At 48.5% G+C, this 16,114-nt stretch carries 16 protein-coding genes; 12 read left to right on the top strand and 4 right to left on the bottom strand.

The features are described 5' to 3' along the window. Positions 1 to 11 precede the first annotated feature (11 nt). The 6 genes from ACHWTJ_RS10715 (at position 12) to ACHWTJ_RS10690 (ending at position 4,812) form a co-directional block, all read left to right on the top strand. Positions 12 to 449 (top strand): thioesterase family protein, encoded by a 438-nt coding sequence (locus ACHWTJ_RS10715; protein ID WP_294742340.1) that lies wholly within the window; start codon positions 12 to 14, stop codon positions 447 to 449. Between the two features lie 237 nt (positions 450 to 686). After that, complete coding sequence (locus tag ACHWTJ_RS10710) at positions 687 to 1,718, top strand: D-alanyl-D-alanine carboxypeptidase family protein (RefSeq protein ID WP_394679693.1); 1,032 nt, start codon at positions 687 to 689, stop codon at positions 1,716 to 1,718. Between the two features lie 17 nt (positions 1,719 to 1,735). Then, complete coding sequence (gene plsY / locus ACHWTJ_RS10705) at positions 1,736 to 2,350, top strand: glycerol-3-phosphate 1-O-acyltransferase PlsY (RefSeq protein WP_294742338.1); 615 nt, start codon at positions 1,736 to 1,738, stop codon at positions 2,348 to 2,350. Between the two features lie 191 nt (positions 2,351 to 2,541). Next, positions 2,542 to 3,306, top strand: a complete 765-nt coding sequence (locus ACHWTJ_RS10700; RefSeq protein ID WP_056060593.1) for a DeoR/GlpR family DNA-binding transcription regulator — start codon at positions 2,542 to 2,544, stop codon at positions 3,304 to 3,306. A gap of 25 nt (positions 3,307 to 3,331) precedes the next feature. After that, entirely contained in the window at positions 3,332 to 3,994 is a 663-nt protein-coding gene (locus ACHWTJ_RS10695; RefSeq protein ID WP_294742337.1) for a copper homeostasis protein CutC, read from the top strand. A gap of 182 nt (positions 3,995 to 4,176) precedes the next feature. Next, positions 4,177 to 4,812, top strand: a complete 636-nt coding sequence (locus ACHWTJ_RS10690; protein ID WP_294742335.1) for a DUF975 family protein — start codon at positions 4,177 to 4,179, stop codon at positions 4,810 to 4,812. 51 nt (positions 4,813 to 4,863) lie between these two features. On the opposite strand, the gene ACHWTJ_RS10685 is transcribed toward ACHWTJ_RS10690, so the two are convergent. Continuing rightward, positions 4,864 to 5,745: an NAD(P)-dependent oxidoreductase gene (locus tag ACHWTJ_RS10685; protein ID WP_294742333.1), complete on the bottom strand. Its 882-nt coding sequence runs from the start codon at positions 5,743 to 5,745 to the stop codon at positions 4,864 to 4,866. Further along, a complete protein-coding gene (locus ACHWTJ_RS10680; protein ID WP_394679692.1) occupies positions 5,742 to 7,487 on the bottom strand; it encodes an ABC transporter ATP-binding protein in 1,746 nt (581 codons plus the stop codon). The genes ACHWTJ_RS10685 and ACHWTJ_RS10680 overlap by 4 nt, the downstream gene beginning before the upstream one ends. 124 nt (positions 7,488 to 7,611) lie before the next feature. Between ACHWTJ_RS10680 and ACHWTJ_RS10675 the strand changes: the two genes are divergently transcribed. The 4 genes from ACHWTJ_RS10675 (at position 7,612) to ACHWTJ_RS10660 (ending at position 11,876) form a co-directional block, all read left to right on the top strand. Next, entirely contained in the window at positions 7,612 to 8,043 is a 432-nt protein-coding gene (locus ACHWTJ_RS10675) for a YaiI/YqxD family protein (protein ID WP_294742328.1), read from the top strand. An 83-nt stretch (positions 8,044 to 8,126) separates the two neighbouring features. Next, a complete protein-coding gene (locus ACHWTJ_RS10670; protein ID WP_294742326.1) occupies positions 8,127 to 9,761 on the top strand; it encodes an ATP-binding protein in 1,635 nt (544 codons plus the stop codon). A gap of 32 nt (positions 9,762 to 9,793) precedes the next feature. Then, on the top strand, positions 9,794 to 11,548 hold the full coding sequence (locus ACHWTJ_RS10665) for an EAL domain-containing protein (protein WP_294751518.1): 1,755 nt from the start codon (positions 9,794 to 9,796) through the stop codon (positions 11,546 to 11,548). A 61-nt stretch (positions 11,549 to 11,609) separates the two neighbouring features. Beyond that, the gene (locus ACHWTJ_RS10660; RefSeq protein WP_294742322.1) at positions 11,610 to 11,876 is read left to right on the top strand and encodes a hypothetical protein; all 267 of its coding nucleotides are present in this window, start codon (positions 11,610 to 11,612) and stop codon (positions 11,874 to 11,876) included. Between the two features lie 76 nt (positions 11,877 to 11,952). Here ACHWTJ_RS10660 and ACHWTJ_RS10655 read toward each other — a convergent pair whose 3' ends face one another. Beyond that, entirely contained in the window at positions 11,953 to 12,918 is a 966-nt protein-coding gene (locus ACHWTJ_RS10655) for a DUF4003 family protein (protein ID WP_294742320.1), read from the bottom strand. 54 nt (positions 12,919 to 12,972) lie between these two features. Then, entirely contained in the window at positions 12,973 to 13,488 is a 516-nt protein-coding gene (locus ACHWTJ_RS10650) for a DUF1836 domain-containing protein (protein ID WP_294742318.1), read from the bottom strand. A gap of 112 nt (positions 13,489 to 13,600) precedes the next feature. Between ACHWTJ_RS10650 and ACHWTJ_RS10645 the strand changes: the two genes are divergently transcribed. Continuing rightward, positions 13,601 to 14,248, top strand: coding sequence for a hemolysin III family protein (locus tag ACHWTJ_RS10645; protein ID WP_023467814.1), 648 nt, complete (start codon positions 13,601 to 13,603; stop codon positions 14,246 to 14,248). 118 nt (positions 14,249 to 14,366) lie between these two features. Then, positions 14,367 to 16,091, top strand: coding sequence for a M3 family oligoendopeptidase (locus ACHWTJ_RS10640; RefSeq protein ID WP_394679691.1), 1,725 nt, complete (start codon positions 14,367 to 14,369; stop codon positions 16,089 to 16,091). The last annotated feature ends 23 nt before the right edge of the window (positions 16,092 to 16,114 follow it).

The raw sequence follows: 16,114 nt of genomic DNA, 5'->3' as shown, positions 1-16,114 counted from the left end.
GGGGAAGCTACATGCATACGATTGAAATACCTGTCCGATACGCCGAGACGGACATGATGGGCATCGTCTATCATTCGAACTATCTCGTCTATTTGGAACTCGCACGGACGGAATTGATCCAGTCTTTGGGTCTTGATTACAAAGAGATGGAAGATGCAGGTTACGTCTCCCCGGTCACGAATGTCAATCTCGATTACAAACGCTCGTTGACGTACGGTGATACGGCGGTCGTGACGGTCTGGATTGATCATTATGATGGACTACGGACGATTTATGGGTATACGGTCAAGCATCCGGACGGGAAGCTGGCAGTATCCGCGAAAACGACACACGTCGTCGTCAAGAAGGAAAACTTCCGACCGATTCGGTTGCCGAAAGTGTTCCCGAACTGGCACGCCATCTATGAGAAGATGAGCGAAACGGATGCAGCTCTGTTGACGGAGGCGTAAGATACAATGAAAGCGGGATCGATTTAGTGAATCGGTTCCGCTTTTTCGATTTAATAATAAAGTCAATCGATAATTTTTAGTACTTGGTACTAAGGACCGATGACAAATCGAATATCATTTGCGAAAATGAAGAAGCTAGAGTAGGATGTGGTCTAATCCATTCGTCTGAACAAGGGTCGACGGATAAAGCGATTAGCGGTAACATAGAGAAGCATAAAAAGAAGAGGGGTCTTACTCATGAAAAAAATCGTAACCGTTAGTACGTTAGCGCTTCTCCTTGCAGGATGTAATCCTGGGGATCAGCAAGCGGACGATACGACGAAAACAGAACAAAAGTCAGATGAGACAAAACAATCAAACGAACAAACGAAAAAAGAAGACACAGCAAAAGACACAAACAAAGACGAAACAAACAAAGATGAAACAACGAAAGATGAGACGTCAGAAGAAGCAAAACAAGAAGACAAATCATCCGAGGAGACGACACAAAAGGACCAAGGGTCTTCGGATGAGACGACAAAGGATGAGGCAGAGAAAAAAGATGATTCTGCAACATCTGAGAACAAGACAGAGGACAAAAAAGACGAATCGACGGATAAACCGGATAGTTCGTCTCAGGATCCTGAGCAAGAAAAACCATCAAAACCAGAAGATGAGACACCGGACGTCGATAAATCTGCAGATGCTAAAGCCGATCTTTCGCTTGGAATGCTCGTCGTCGTCAACAAGAAATATAGCTTGCCGATCGACTACAAACCGTCGGATCTCGTCGTCCCGAACGTCAGCTTCTCATACTCAGGTGTACTTGAGCAGAGCTACATGCGAGCTCCAGCTGCGAAACAGATGGAAAAGATGTTTGCCGCTGCTAAAAAAGAAGGCGTGACATTAAACGCTGTCAGTGGATTCCGTTCCGGCGCACGCCAAAAAGTATTGTATAATAATTATGTCGCACGTGACGGTAAGGCAGCTGCCGATCAGTATTCGGCGCGTCCGGGTCACAGTGAACACCAGACCGGTCTGACATTTGATATCTCGTCACCGAGCGTGGGCAACGGATTAACGGCTGCTCTTGGCGATACGAAAGAAGGAAAATGGATCGCGAACAACGCAGCGAAGTACGGATTCATCGTTCGCTATGATCGTGGATTCCAATCCCGAACAGGATACACGTATGAACCATGGCACATTCGTTATGTCGGTGTCGATGTCGCGACACAAATTAAAAATAACGGACAGACTCTTGAGGAATATATGAAAGTCGGTCACTAAGAGGTTGGAGGTTGACTATGATTGAAATCATAGGGATTTTGGTTCTTGGCTATCTGCTCGGTTCGATTCCGTTCGCATTACTTGTCGGGAAATGGGGACACGGAATCGATATTCGTCAACACGGTAGCGGGAATCTCGGAACGACGAATACGTTCCGTGTCTTGGGGAAAAAGGCAGGAATCATCGTCTTGATCGGTGATCTTGGAAAAGGAGCCGTCGCGAGTCTTGTTCCAATCTTAATGGGCGCGGATGTGCATCCGCTGTTTGCTGGATTAGCGGCTGTCGTCGGTCATATCTATCCGATTTTCGCAAAGTTCAAGGGCGGAAAGGCAGTTGCGACGTCTGGTGGGATGTTGCTCGTGACGAGTCCGATTCTCTTCATCTTTCTGCTCGTGTCCTTTTTGACGACACTTCGCCTGAGTCGGATGGTGTCGCTCAGTTCGATCGTAGCAGCAAGTGTCGGGATTGTTGTTTCCATCACCATCGGCGTCTTGACGAACGACTGGATCGTTCCGACGTTCTTTACGGTTCTTGCGTTGTTCGTCATCTTCAAGCATCGTGATAACATCCAACGGATTCGCCAAGGAACAGAGTCTAAGATTCCACTCTTTGCAAAGAAATCGTCTGAATGAACGAATGAAGACGCGTCTGCTTCTCACTCATCGAGAGGCAGACGCGTCTTTCGTTTGATGAAAAGTCGGATAACGGACGAATTCAACGACATTTCATAGGAACTACACGTTTATTTACACCGGATTTACAAGACCTTTACAGACGTTCGCTACACTAGAACTAGAACTTGTCTGTAAAGGGGGAAGCGCACGTGTCGTTGTTAGGAGAAGAGCGGAAATCACGCATCATGGAATGGCTGGAAGAGGAAGGGAAAGTCATGACGAAGGATTTGATCGAACGTCTCGATGTCTCGGGAGAAACGGTACGACGCTACTTAGAGGAACTGGAACGCGAACGGCAATTGAAGCGCGTCTATGGAGGTGCCATCTATCAAGGAGGAAAACGGGAGACACCGATCTCGCGGCGGACGGATCAGTTGTCTCGTCGTTTAGCACGCTATGCGAAAGGGTGGCTCAGTGATTATTCCTGCATCTTTCTCGGGCGAGGCGAACCGGTTGAGCACTTGTTACCTTATTTAACGGGAAACGCGACGATCGTCACGAATTCACTCATCGTCGCCAGTCACTTGGAGCAGTGCCGTAAGACGGGACCGTTCACGGGGGAAATTCGGTTGTTAGGTGGAACAGTCGATGCATATGGGCAGACGGTCGGGGTCGAGGTATTGCAAGCGCTGGATGCCTATGCCTTCGATGCTTGTTTTTTGTCGTTTGATGGAGCGGAAATCGAACGGGGATTCGTCAGTGATGATATCGAGTCGTCACTCATCCAAAAAGCGGTCATCAGCTGTACGAAAGATGTCTATGCGTTCTTGGCCAATGACGAATTCCAAGGAAACCGAAAATATAAGGTGGCGGAGTTCCGACGTGCGAAAATCGTCCTTAGTCCAGCTTCCTATCCGCCATCATGGGAGATGAAACTGTTCAACGAACGCGTGAACTGGATGGTTGTCTCATGATACACTGATGCGGGAGGGATGTATCATGTTAGAAATCATCGCATCGACCGTAGAAGAAGCGGTCGCAGCAGAACAAGCCGGTGCACAGCGAATTGAGCTCGTATCTGCCTTATCCGAAGGGGGATTAACTCCGAGCTACGGACTGATTCGCCAGGTCGTCTCGACGGTTGAAATTCCAGTTCACGTCCTCGTGCGCCCACACAGCAAATCGTTCGTCTATTCGAAATCAGATGAGGAGACGATCATCACGGATATCGATTTGATCCGTGAACTCGGCGCAGCCGGAATCGTCGTTGGCTCATTGACTGCAGACGGTCGCATCGACGAAGGTTTCCTTGGTCGTATTATCAAACATAAAGGGGAGCTGTCATTGACGTTCCACCGGGCAATTGACAGCAGTCGTGATATTTTCGAAGCGGCAGAAGTGCTCGCTGATTTTCCGGAAGTCGATCGGATCTTAACGTCAGGTGGCCAAGCGACGGCACTAGAAGGTAAAGAGACGATTGCGCGCTTGATCGAGGAACATCCGGACCTGATCATCTTACCGGGATCCGGTATCACACTTGAGAATGCAAAAACGCTTCTTGAGGCAACGAAGGCGTCCGAGCTACATGTGGGATCGGCTGTCTTACAAGACGGTGTCATTCAAAAAGAAAGTGTCAAGGCGTTGACGCGACTTCTGGGCTAATCCTATATCGCACGAATCCATTTTTCAAATCTGATGAGATGAGAGAAATGGATTTTTTGCGCTCGTGACGACTTTTCGACGATTCGCTTCAAGCAGATGAAAAGCAGAGTGGGATAACTAGGTTTTTCAAGGAAACTGGGCTAAAATCAAAAGTGGAAATAGTGGATATGAAGGAGTACGACATGAACCCTAAACAATTGAAACAAGCTGCTCTTGGTACGTTAAAAGGACGTTGGTTGGTCGGATTAAGCATCTCGATCATCTACTTCCTCATTTTTGCACTCGCTGCAAGCCGGATGTCATTTGACCAAGATAACATTGATAGCATGGTGCGCTTCATTGCTCTGAATATGGTCGTAACGATCGTCCTTGCACCGGTGACAGTGGGACGAACAATTGCGTACTTACGTTTCACGCGCGGAGAGTCCGCGGGAATCGGAACGTTATTCGAAGGATTTTCTTCGTTTCGACGTGCCTTCCGGACGATTGCCGCGTATGCAATCGTGACGGTATTGGTTTATGTCGGATCATTTTTGATTTTACCGGCATTGTACTTTTATCTAGCGTATCGCCTCGTTCCGTACATTTTGGTCGATCGACCGGAATTGTCGTTTTGGCAAGTCCTTGGTGAGAGTCGTCGGATGATGAAAGGACATAAGCGTGAACTGATCATGCTTTACTTGAGTTTCATCGGCTGGGGTATCCTCGCATTACTTAGTACTGTAGGTGTCATCTTCTTGACGCCGTACTTCGATACGACGATGGCACACTTCTATGAACGCTTGAAACCAACACGTCAATCATCCGTCGAGGGATGAACGTAAAAAGCCTGTACATTACGTCAGTAGACGTAGCGTACAGGCTTTTACTTATTCCACGGAAGCGCGTGAACGCTCGGCGAGCAACAGATAAAGTGCTTGTGTACCAGAATCGGCATGACCCAGCTCAGCAAGTTGTTCATATAAATCCTTCGTCAGTGCAAGACCAGGTGTCGCGATGCCCATCTCAGCGCCGCGTTCGAGGGCAAGACGCATATCCTTGATGAAGTGCTTGACGAAGAAACCAGGTGAGTAGTTTTCAGCGATAACGCGTGGAATCAAGTTTTCAAGACTCCAGCTACCCGCTGATCCAGATTTGATCGTCTCGATGAATTGCGTCGGATCAATCCCGGACCGCGTGACGAACAACAGCATTTCCGCTGTTCCGATCATCGAGCCGGCGATCGCGATTTGGTTAGCGAGTTTCGCCGATTGTCCTTTACCAGGGCCACCGAAGAGTGCAATCGATTTTCCCATCGCCTCAAATAATGGCTTTGCTTGTGCGAACGCCGCTTCTTCCCCACCGACGAGAATGGCGAGTGTCCCGTTCTTCGCACCGAGGTCACCACCCGTGACAGGTGCGTCCAGTGCCTGAAGACCGCGTGCTGTCGCTTCCTGCGCGATTCGTTCTGCAAGAGCCGGACTTGATGTCGTCATATCGATTAGAATCGTTCCGGGTGCCGCATGATCGAGAATTCCGTCTTCGAAGTAGATTTGTTCGACGTCTTGCGGATAACCGACGATCGAGATGACGACGTCGACATCCGTGACGACGTCTTGAATCGTATCGACGATTTCGACACCATCTGCTTCAAGGACGAGTCCTTTCTCTTTTGTGCGATTGTATCCTTTGACTGTAAAACCTGCCTTGCGCAGATTGCGGACCATTCCTTGTCCCATGACACCTAATCCGATGAAACCGACTGTCTTCATACGTGATTCCCCCTTGCACGTTCCGTGCCGATGAATTGTTGCGTTACGAGCTTATTATACAATGGATTGTCGACGACGAGGCGATCATGTGTCCCGATGCCGGAAATCTGACCGTCTTCAAGGACAATGATTTGCTCGGCATGACGGACCGTCGCGAGACGATGGGCGATGACGAACGTCGTCCGTCCGACCATTAATCGCTCGAGTGCCTCCTGAACGACCCGCTCGGACTCGGAGTCAAGACTAGATGTCGCTTCGTCAAGCAACAGGATTTCTGGATCACGCAGGAGTGCGCGTGCGATCGCAATTCGTTGGCGTTGACCACCGGACAACTTGACACCCCGTTCTCCGATTTCTGTCGCATACCCCTCCGGAAAACGTTCAATGAACGTATCGGCATTCGCCATCCGTGCAGCCTCACGGATTTTGTCTTCACTGACGTCTTCTGCAAGACCGTAGACGAGATTGTCACGTATCGTTCCTGATAAAACAGGTGAATCTTGGGCGACATAGCCGATCGCTTGGCGCCAAGACGATAACGTCAAATCAGTGATGGATTGATCTCCGAGTCGGATCTGCCCGGACGTCGGTTGATAGAATCGCTCCAGTATCGCGAATAATGTCGTCTTCCCGGATCCACTCGGACCGACGATCGCTGTCGTCTTGCCGCGTGGTAACGTAAAGCTGACATCCTGTAGGATAGGCGTCTCATTGTATCCGAATGATAGGTGATCGACCGTGACGTCCGTAAACGGACGCGGCGCAACAAGCGCTCCAGGCGCTTCTGGTGTCTCATCGAGAAGCTCGATGATTCGCTCGGTTGCTCCACGTGCTTTCTGTAACTTCGTGATGAATTCAGTCATCGTCACGAGCGGCGACATGATTTGGAATAAATAGAGCGAGAAGGCGACGAGTTCACCTGCTGTGATTTGGTTCGTCGCAACGCGGTAAGCACCAAAGCCGATGATCAAGATCAACATCGTCGTCAAAGTGACGTTAAAGATCGGCAACAAGAGGGCTTGAATTCGTCCTTCCTTGACGCCATAATAATAAAGATTCTCAATTCGAGTTTTCCCACGGTCGAGCTCATAGGGTTCAGTCGCTTGCGATTTGACGAGTCGGACTTCACCGAGCATCTCGGCAAAAAAACCGGATAACCCTGCGAGTTCCTTCTGAGTCTCACGAGATATCTTATGCAGCTTCCGCACGAGCGGGATGATGATTAGTAACGTCACGGGTACAGCGATGACCATGACGAGTGTCATTTGCCAGTCGAGGAAGAATAGGACCGTGATCGCCCCGATGATCGAGACGAGTGATGTCAGCAGGCGGACAAGTTGCTCCGACAGCAATTGTTGAAGAGTCGTAGCATCACTATTGAGTCGCGAGACGAGTTCACCAGATTTCGTCTCATCATAGAATGGAATCGATAGCGTCAGTAGATGCTTCCATAAAAGCGTTCGTAAATTGGCGACGATCCGTTGACCGACGATCTGTAACCAATAGATTGACAAGGCATTCGCGACGACTTGGACGACGAAGACGATCACGAACAAACTGATCAGCTGTGGAGTCAGTCGATCGACTGTAAACCCGTCAATCAACGTTTTTAAGAACCAAGGAATGGCGAGGGCAGCCAGCGCTTGGATGACAGAGACGGAAACGGCAGCGGATAATAATCCGATCGGGGGTTTCGTTTTTTTCAATAACAGGTAAAAAGATTGGAACGTCGCAGCGTTCATTTCAACACATCCTCTCTTTTCCATTGTCCGAAAGAACGAAGAAACGGTCAAATGGGAAACGCGACTTGACAAGAAATCTTTTGGTTTGTGACACTGATAGTGGAAACAATAAGGGAGGATTCAGATGTCTATTTTCGTAGATGCGGACGGATGTCCCGTTGTCGATCTAGTCGTTCGACACCGACAGGGACGTGACGTCTTTTTAGTTTGTGATACAGCACATCAGATGATGCGGGAGGGGGCGACGACGATCACGGTCGGACAAGGACCAGATGCCGTCGATTACGCAATCGTCAATCGGATGAAACGCGGCGATCTCGTCGTGACGCAAGACTACGGTCTAGCCGCACTCGTTTTAGCGCGAGGGGGGCTCGCGCTCGATCAAAATGGTCGTCAGTTCACGAACGATAATATCGATTTATTGCTCCACACACGCCATGTCGGACAACAAATCCGACGAGCCGGGGGACGGACGAAAGGACCGAAAAAACGGACGCGCGATGCGGACCGCGCATTTGAAGAAGCATTTCGTACATTAGTGCAAACCAGCATATAAGCAAGACAGTAATCGAACTGTCGATCAAATAGGGACCATGCTATAATTTGTAACAGGAATGAATTTAGAAAGGAGGATACACGTTGAAACGAATCTTACGCGACCACTCGAAGGACCGTCCTTACCGATTGCGCCAAGGAACGGTTCCAGCATCAGCTGAGGCACGACTCACATCACTCGATCAACGTGAAATCAATCGATTACAACAGAATTTACGAGAAGTCGAACTGAAATTAAAGCAACGCAATGAAATCATGGAAGCGTTAGCGACGCAAAATGTCGAAGCGGCTTGTGAAACTGTCTTGACGATTCTGTTGCAACTGCTTGATGTGGAAGAAGGGGCCATTCTCTTGTACCGTCGCGAACAGTTGAATCATTTCGTCGCGCAAGGCATCGACGAGATGGAGTTGATTGAAAAAGATCTCGATCAATATTCAGTCTTACGCCGGGCGTTCGTCATGCGTAAATCGGTTCAATTACCACTTGGCGATCAGTTCGAATCGGCGATCCCCGTCCAATCTCCAAGTAACGGACAAGTCGTCGGGTTACTTTATATTCGTCATGCTTTTCCTCAGTTCAACCTAGAGCAAGTCGGGGACTTACTTGATCTATCACGAAAACTCGGAATGACGCTTGAACGCCATCTCCTGTTCCATCAGATGGAGCATGAAAAGATCAAGACGTATCAGCTACTGGACTCGATTCGGGAAGCTGTCCTATACATCGAGAGTAGTGGGGAACAGATCTATGCGAACCAAGCTTTGTTGAACATGTTTCCACCGAAGCTCGTCAATCAGGCGCAAGGATTCCGCCACGCCTACGAACGGGCGACGTCGTTGTTTGAACATGTCGATCAGCCAGACGCACTCCATGACTACATCGGTCAACTAATGAATGGAGATATTCCGGGAGAAACGATCGAACTATCAGCATTTCGGGGAAACTTGCTCCTCAGTGCTTACGCTGAGCGGATTGCAATCGCGAACGTCGAATGGGGCATGATGCTCGTCTTGCGTGATGTGACGAAAGATAAGGAACTCGACCTCAAGCAGGCAGAGTTCGTCTCGATCGTGTCGCACGAGTTGCGGACACCGCTCTCTTCCATCATGGGCTTCACTGAATTATTGATGAAACGAGAAGTCGATCCGAAGCGACAAAAGCGGTATTTGCAGACGATTCATTCAGAAACCGTTCGTTTGGCGGAATTGATCAATGACATCCTGGAAATTCAAAAAGGAGAAGACTCGACACATGGCACACAAAAAGAACCGCTTGATGTGAAACAATTGATGTTCGAGATGAAACCACTGTTTGATCTCGCGAGTCGCGCACATCGTATCAGTGTCCAATTTGATCCGGGATCCTATACGATTTCAGCAAGCAGTGAAAAGATGAAACAGTTGTTCACGAACTTGATCATGAACGCGATTAAATATTCACCTGAAGGTGGCGCAATCCGGATCAAAGGGTCAAACCAGTCGGATCAATTACGGATTGAAATTTCAGACGAAGGGCTCGGTATACCAGAGAAAGCTTTACCTTATATCTTTGACAAGTTTTACCGAGCAGATAACTCGGATACACGTAAAATCGGTGGAACCGGCTTAGGGCTCGCGATTTGTCGCATGATCGTGCTTGATCATGGGGGAGCGATTTCCGTCCAATCGACGGAAGGAGAGGGCAGTACCTTTATCATTCAACTCCCGCTCGACGCATGACCGACAATCGACTGAGAAAGGAGGAAGACACGGTGAATAACTCACACATTCGTTATGAAGCATTGCATCCGCTCGTCGAGGAAATTCTTGAAAAACTCAGTGAACGGATCGGCGTCAATACGTTATTTTTTGCATTAAATGATTCATATAGCAACTTTGTCGTCAAGGCCATCAATCAAGAGCGACAATTGATTGAAGAAGGCTCGACCCATGTCTTCCAACACGTTCTCTGTAAGCTAGTCGTCGATGAAACGGATGGAAAGGTTTCAATCAGTGAATTGCTCAATGACCCGTTGACGGTCAATCATCCGGTTACGAAAGCACTCGGGAACGGAAGTTTCATGGGAGTGGCGATCAAGAATGCTGAGAATGAGAAGATCGGGACGTTATGCGCCTTCGACGATCAACCATTTGACTTCAAGGAGCAGGATATTGCACTTGTGGAACATTACGCTGACATCATTAGTAAATCAATCAACGTTGAAACGTATGTCATCAAAGACGCTTTGACAGATGTCTATAACGAACGCTATATGAATCGTTTAATTTCGAGTGTGACGATTCATCCAGCTTTCTTGATGGTCTTGAACCTCGACCGTTTTCATGCGATCAATGCTACGCACGGTTACCGGATAGGGAATGAAGTGTTGCGTGAAATTGCAAGTCGTCTAAAATATGTACCGTTACCGAATCATGTCGTCGGACGGATGGATGGTAATGAGTTCGTCGTATTGGCAGAACTTGAGCAAGAGCAAGAATTCGAACAGCATGCAATAGACTATGCCCGCATCGTAACGGAAGCGATCGAGCAACCAATCGTTGGTGTCGCGGACGAACCGATTCACGTGACGGCATCGTCTGGTGTCAGTCTCTTGACGGGTGACATGGCGAGTCGTCAGACGCAGATTTATGCAGCGGAAGCTTTGATGCAACAAGTCAAACACGACGGAAAACGACGGACTTCGTTCGTCAATCCAAACCGGCATGCGGAACAGCACCCGTTTGCATCGGTCCTTGAATCAGAGCTGTCGCATGCACTGGAACGGGGGCAGTTCGAGCTTTATTACCAATGGATCGTCGATGCGAAACAAGAACATTATGTCGCGGTTGAAGCACTTTTGCGCTGGAACCACCCAGTGCTTGGCTTCGTCAGTCCGACGGATTTCATTCCGATTGCTGAGAAGATGGAGATTTTTCCGGACATTGGTCGATTTACGATCTGTCAGGCAATCTTGGATCAACGTCGGCTAGAAGAAACGTTTGGTCGTAAGATTTCGGTCGCCGTCAATCTATCGGCAAATCAGTTCGAGTCGGATCAACTCTTTTCCGAGTTAATTCGACTAACAGAAGAGTCTTACTTCCCGGATGAGCGTCTCATTCTTGAAATTCGTGAGGAAGTACTGCAAACACGTCGTCGTTTTGCGATCAAACGCTTGGAACAGTTACGCCAAGCAGGCTATCGTCTGACCGTCGATCATTTCGGTAGTCATTATGCGTCACTCAATTCGTTGTTACGCTTGCCTGTCCAAGCGGTCAAACTCGATCCAATCTTTACGCGTCGTCTCGTTCAAAATCAGTTGGAGCGCTCGATGATTCGCTCTGTCCATTCCTTGACGTCGACGTTGAACATCGCGCTCGTGATTCAGGAAGTCGAAACACCGTCACAGCTGCAGCACATTCAAACGTTAGATGAATTGTTGTATGTGCAAGGATACGAGGTCCATCATCCTCAACCGATCGATCAACTACTTGTTGAGGATATTATACGAGGACGTGCTGAGGTTTAACCGTTCTTCAGTCGGGAATACCTTAAAAGGTAGAACAAGTACATTTTAAGGGGGATGCCAAATGGCTGATCAACACGATAAAGAAACGGATCCGATTACTTCAGGTAACCGAATGACGAAGGATGAGATTGCGGGGCGTGATCCGCAAAACCATGCGGAGGTTCCAGAAAAATCGAAGGATGAAGAGGAATCGAAGCATCAAGAGCAAGAAGCAGATCAATCAAGTGAAGAAGCTTCGAGTGAAGAGGCACCCGATTTGTCCCATGCTTCAGATGAAGATGGCGATGTCCAGCCGTCTGATGATGACAACCAACAAGATAAAGAATGACTAAAATGAAAGGCAATCGACGTTCGGCAGTAATGCCACGCGTCGATTGCCCTTTTTGCTGTATTGTTTTTGAATTTTATTCGCCACCCCCGCCGCCGTCACCGCCACCATCAAATCCTCCGTCGATCCCGCCGTCCGTCGCATGGGACGTATCGGTCAAATCAACAGGGAAGAGTAAGAACGGCATCACATCGGCACTGTCCGGCGGGAGAATTGAAGATGGGAAGAGCTGTTGCAGGATCGTTTGTTGACTCAAGTATAATCGGATTGCCGTCAAGTAGACTAAGTCCTTCCGATACTTAAAATGTAAATCAGACCGTAACGCCTCTGCCATTTGTTCGAGTGACGAAGCGTGAACGGTTGGATCACCGAGTAGCGCGAGCATACCATGAAAGGACAGGGGCACGTGATGCTTACGATGTAATTTACGGGACGCCTCTAATTGCGCGAGATAACGATCCCACTCATCCTCTGGTAATAAAGCGAATAACAAGGCGACGATATACGTCTGTTGGGCGCGACCGAATCGTCGTTTCAGTCGTTGATAGACTGTTTCGATACGCGAGGCGAGTTCGTCTAACTCACCGCGTGTCGCGGCGTGAAAATAGACGAAGGAGGTCAATAGCGGTGACACGATGAAACGATGCTGTTTTTTGAGACGAGCATATAACTGAGCGGTCCGCTCGAGTACCGCGTCCTGTGGAGAAAGACGACTGATGAACAGGGCAGTGGAGTATGCATTCAAGGGATGCGACAAACGATGCGATTTAAAATAGCCATGAATCGACATCATCTCAGCAATCCGGCTCGGTGCATGAGTGTCAAAGGCATGGATTTTCGAAGCGAGCAGTAATGCTTGTGTCGTTTGCGTACGTAGTCGTGCCGTTAAATCGTCTGCCGTTTCAAGTAATGCGCTTGCGGAAACCTGCTCTGTGCCGATCGTCCGATCAAATGCCAGTTCGATTAGAATGCCATCCTGATACGTTCTGAAGTCTGGTGCGATATGATCCAGCTGTCGCAAGAAAGTCGTCGCGATCTCCATGACTGTTCCTCCTTTGCCTTTTCTTCTAGTGTATCACGCAGTGGAAGCGTTCTCTTATTTTTTCAGTTGAGTGTCAATCAATCGTTCTGCTGCACGCCGGTACAAATTACTCATATGAGCCAACGCTAAAATCTGTTCCAGTGGGTCGGTCGTCGAGGCGGTCAGAGCGTCTTGTTCGGTGACGAAGCGGGCTGTATTTCGTTCCGTCAGTTCGAGGTAATTGCGATAAAACCCTTCAAGATCGAGTTGATCCTGTTCGATGCCTTCGTTTAAGGGAGTAAGCATCGTCTTGATATCATTGATCGAAAACGAACTTTTCAATTGATAAATCAAGCTGATCAGAATCAAGTGTTCCTTTGTATACTTTTTATTCGTGACCGGAAAGAATAATTTCTTTTTGGCATAATTGTTGATCATCGTCTTCGTCAAAATCGTCTCGTCTGCACTTCGCGTCGTTTCCTCAAATGTCCGCTCGAACAGTTGGATGACTTGATCCATATAAAGATCGATATTCGGGATATCTTCGAGCCGTAATTGACGATCTTGTCTCGTGTCGTCAGAATGTGTCATAAAAAAACCTCCAAAATCGCTAAAATAGGACTTTCTACTTCTCCATCATATGATAGAATACGTATATAACGCCATGTAGTATTCAAAACTACATATCAGGGGAGGAACGAAAGTGAAAGCTTATATGAGAGAACCGATTAATGGATTAACGCACCTTGGAGGGGCTGTCTTTGCTTTTGTCGGGTTACTGGCACTTGTCATCAAGGCATCGTTAGAACGGGGGGCATCACTTGCGATTGTTGCAGCGATTATTTTTGGGGTCAGTATGATGGCGCTCTATGCCGTCTCAGCGACCTACCATATGGTGCTTGCGAGTGACCGGGCGATCGCGATCTGGCGTCGGTTGGATCATTCGATGATTTATTTGTTGATTGCCGGGTCTTACGCACCGTTTTGTCTCGTCAGTCTGAACGGTCCGACCGGTTGGGTCTTGTTCAGCATCGTCATGTTGATTGCAGTCTCTGGAATCACCTTTAAATTGGTTTGGTTCAACAGTCCACGTTGGTTATCAACGACGCTATACATCGGAATGGGTTGGATCATGGTATTTGCGATCACACCACTCGCGCAAGTCTTATCACCGCTTGGTATCGGATTATTGTTCCTTGGTGGTATCTTCTATACGATTGGTGGCATCATCTATGGGCTGAAGCCACGTATCTTATCGTTCAAACATCTTGGATTCCATGAAATCTTCCATATTTTCGTACTACTTGGTAGCCTAGCGCATTTCCTATGTGTCTACTTCTTCGTCTTATGAGGATGTCCTCCTTCAGTCAATAGCTGAAGGAGTTTTTTTGTGTCTGATGGAAAATACAGGAGAAGTCGAGTGTCCTCACGAATGAAAGAACGAATAGATCACGCATAGGAGGAAAAGCATGAAACACACACGATGGCAATTAGAAAAACTCTACACGATTAACGATGTCAAAGCAGGAATTGCTACGATACAAGCGGCGTTGACGAAACGTCCGGCAAATGTGGCAGAACAGGTCGAGCGTTATCAGCAAGTCGCGCGCGACGTCGAGGAATGGAGCGACTTTATTTATTGTCTGTACGCTGAAGATGTCTCGCGCTCAGAAGTCCATCCATTGCTCGAAGAGATTGAAATCGTACAAGCGATGGTGCGCAGTGAGGCAGCAGCACTCGATACGAAGATCGCCGCACTGTCACAAGAAGAGTGGGAGGAGCTCGTCACGGGTTCACCATACGTCTTTTTCTTAAACGAACGCCGTGACATCCAGTCCCGTCGTGCACCACTAGTGCAGGAACAATTATTGCAGGATCTCGGTGTGGATGGGTTCCAAGGCTGGGGACAGCTTTACAAACAGCGTTTCATGGCATTACGCGTCGACTTGGACAAAAAGCAGGTCACGATCGGTCAAGGGCTACACGAAGCGATGTTCGCACCTGACCGTTCGGCTCGTCTAGCGGCAGCGACAGCAGTTGACACCACTTGTGTCGAAGAAGCTGACCTGTTTGCGACGATTCTGAACCGGATTGCCGGCTTCAGATTGCAATCCTACAAGATGCGGAACTGGGAGCAACCATTGACTGAGTTGCTTGAGCAGAACCGAATCTCGGAAGCGAGCCTAAAAGCGATGATGGAAGCACTCGATCAACACCGCGACCTCTTTCACGCCTATTACGCCCGAAAGATTGCCCAAGCAGATCGGGTGACGGGAGAATGGCATGATTTTGAGACGAACACCTATCGCTCCGCGCGTCACGTTCCGTTTGAGATGGCACAGTCGATTGTAACCAAACAATTCAAACGATTGAATCCGCAGCTTGGCGCCTTCGCGGAAAACGTGTTTAGTGAGGGATGGGTCGATGCAGAGAATCGTCCTGGAAAAGCAGAGGGCGGATTCTGCGCTGCCTTTCCGATTGCCAAGGAGAGCCGGATCTTTATGACGTACCGCGACAGTTATCCGGATGTCGCGACGCTCGCTCATGAATTTGGTCATGCCTATCATAATTATTTACTGCAAGACGAACCCTATTTAAATCAAATCAAAGGAACGAGCATCGCGGAGACGGCTTCGACGTTCATGGAGAATCTCGTGCTCGATGCTGCCATCAAAGAGACGACGGAACGAGAAGAAGTACTCGCTCTCCTAGAGGTCAAGATCCGAGAAGGGCTGAAATATGCCAGCATCGTTCCCGGCATGTTCCGGTTCGAGCAACGTTTTTATGCGGAACGTCAACAAGGGACGGTCAGTGCCGAACGGTTAAGTGAACTCCTGCAAGAGGAAGAACGGTTAGCCTATGGTCCAGTATTGCCTGAACCGGCGCGATATAAATGGATGTACATCAGTCATTTATTCAATCCGAATCTTGCGTTCTATAACATTCCCTACACGATCGGTTATCTGCTCAGCAATAGTCTGTATCAGACGGTTCAAGCGGATCCGAGTCAATTTTCGGCAGTCTTTGAAGCGGTCATGCATGATTCCGGTCAAGCGACGATCGATGAGATCGTTAACCGTCATCTCGATGCTGATCCGACATCTGTCGCGTTTTGGATGGAAGCCCAGCAACCGCTCGTCCAGGCGATTGAGCAGTATCTGACGTTAACGGAATCCTCTCTCTCCGTCGATTGAAGACGAATCGAAACGGGAACAGA

Origin of the sequence: uncultured Exiguobacterium sp., assembly GCF_964277885.1 — a bacterium.
Taxonomy (GTDB): domain Bacteria; phylum Bacillota; class Bacilli; order Exiguobacteriales; family Exiguobacteriaceae; genus Exiguobacterium_A.
Note: the sequence above shows the minus strand (reverse complement) of the source record. Positions and strands in the feature narration are given on the sequence as shown.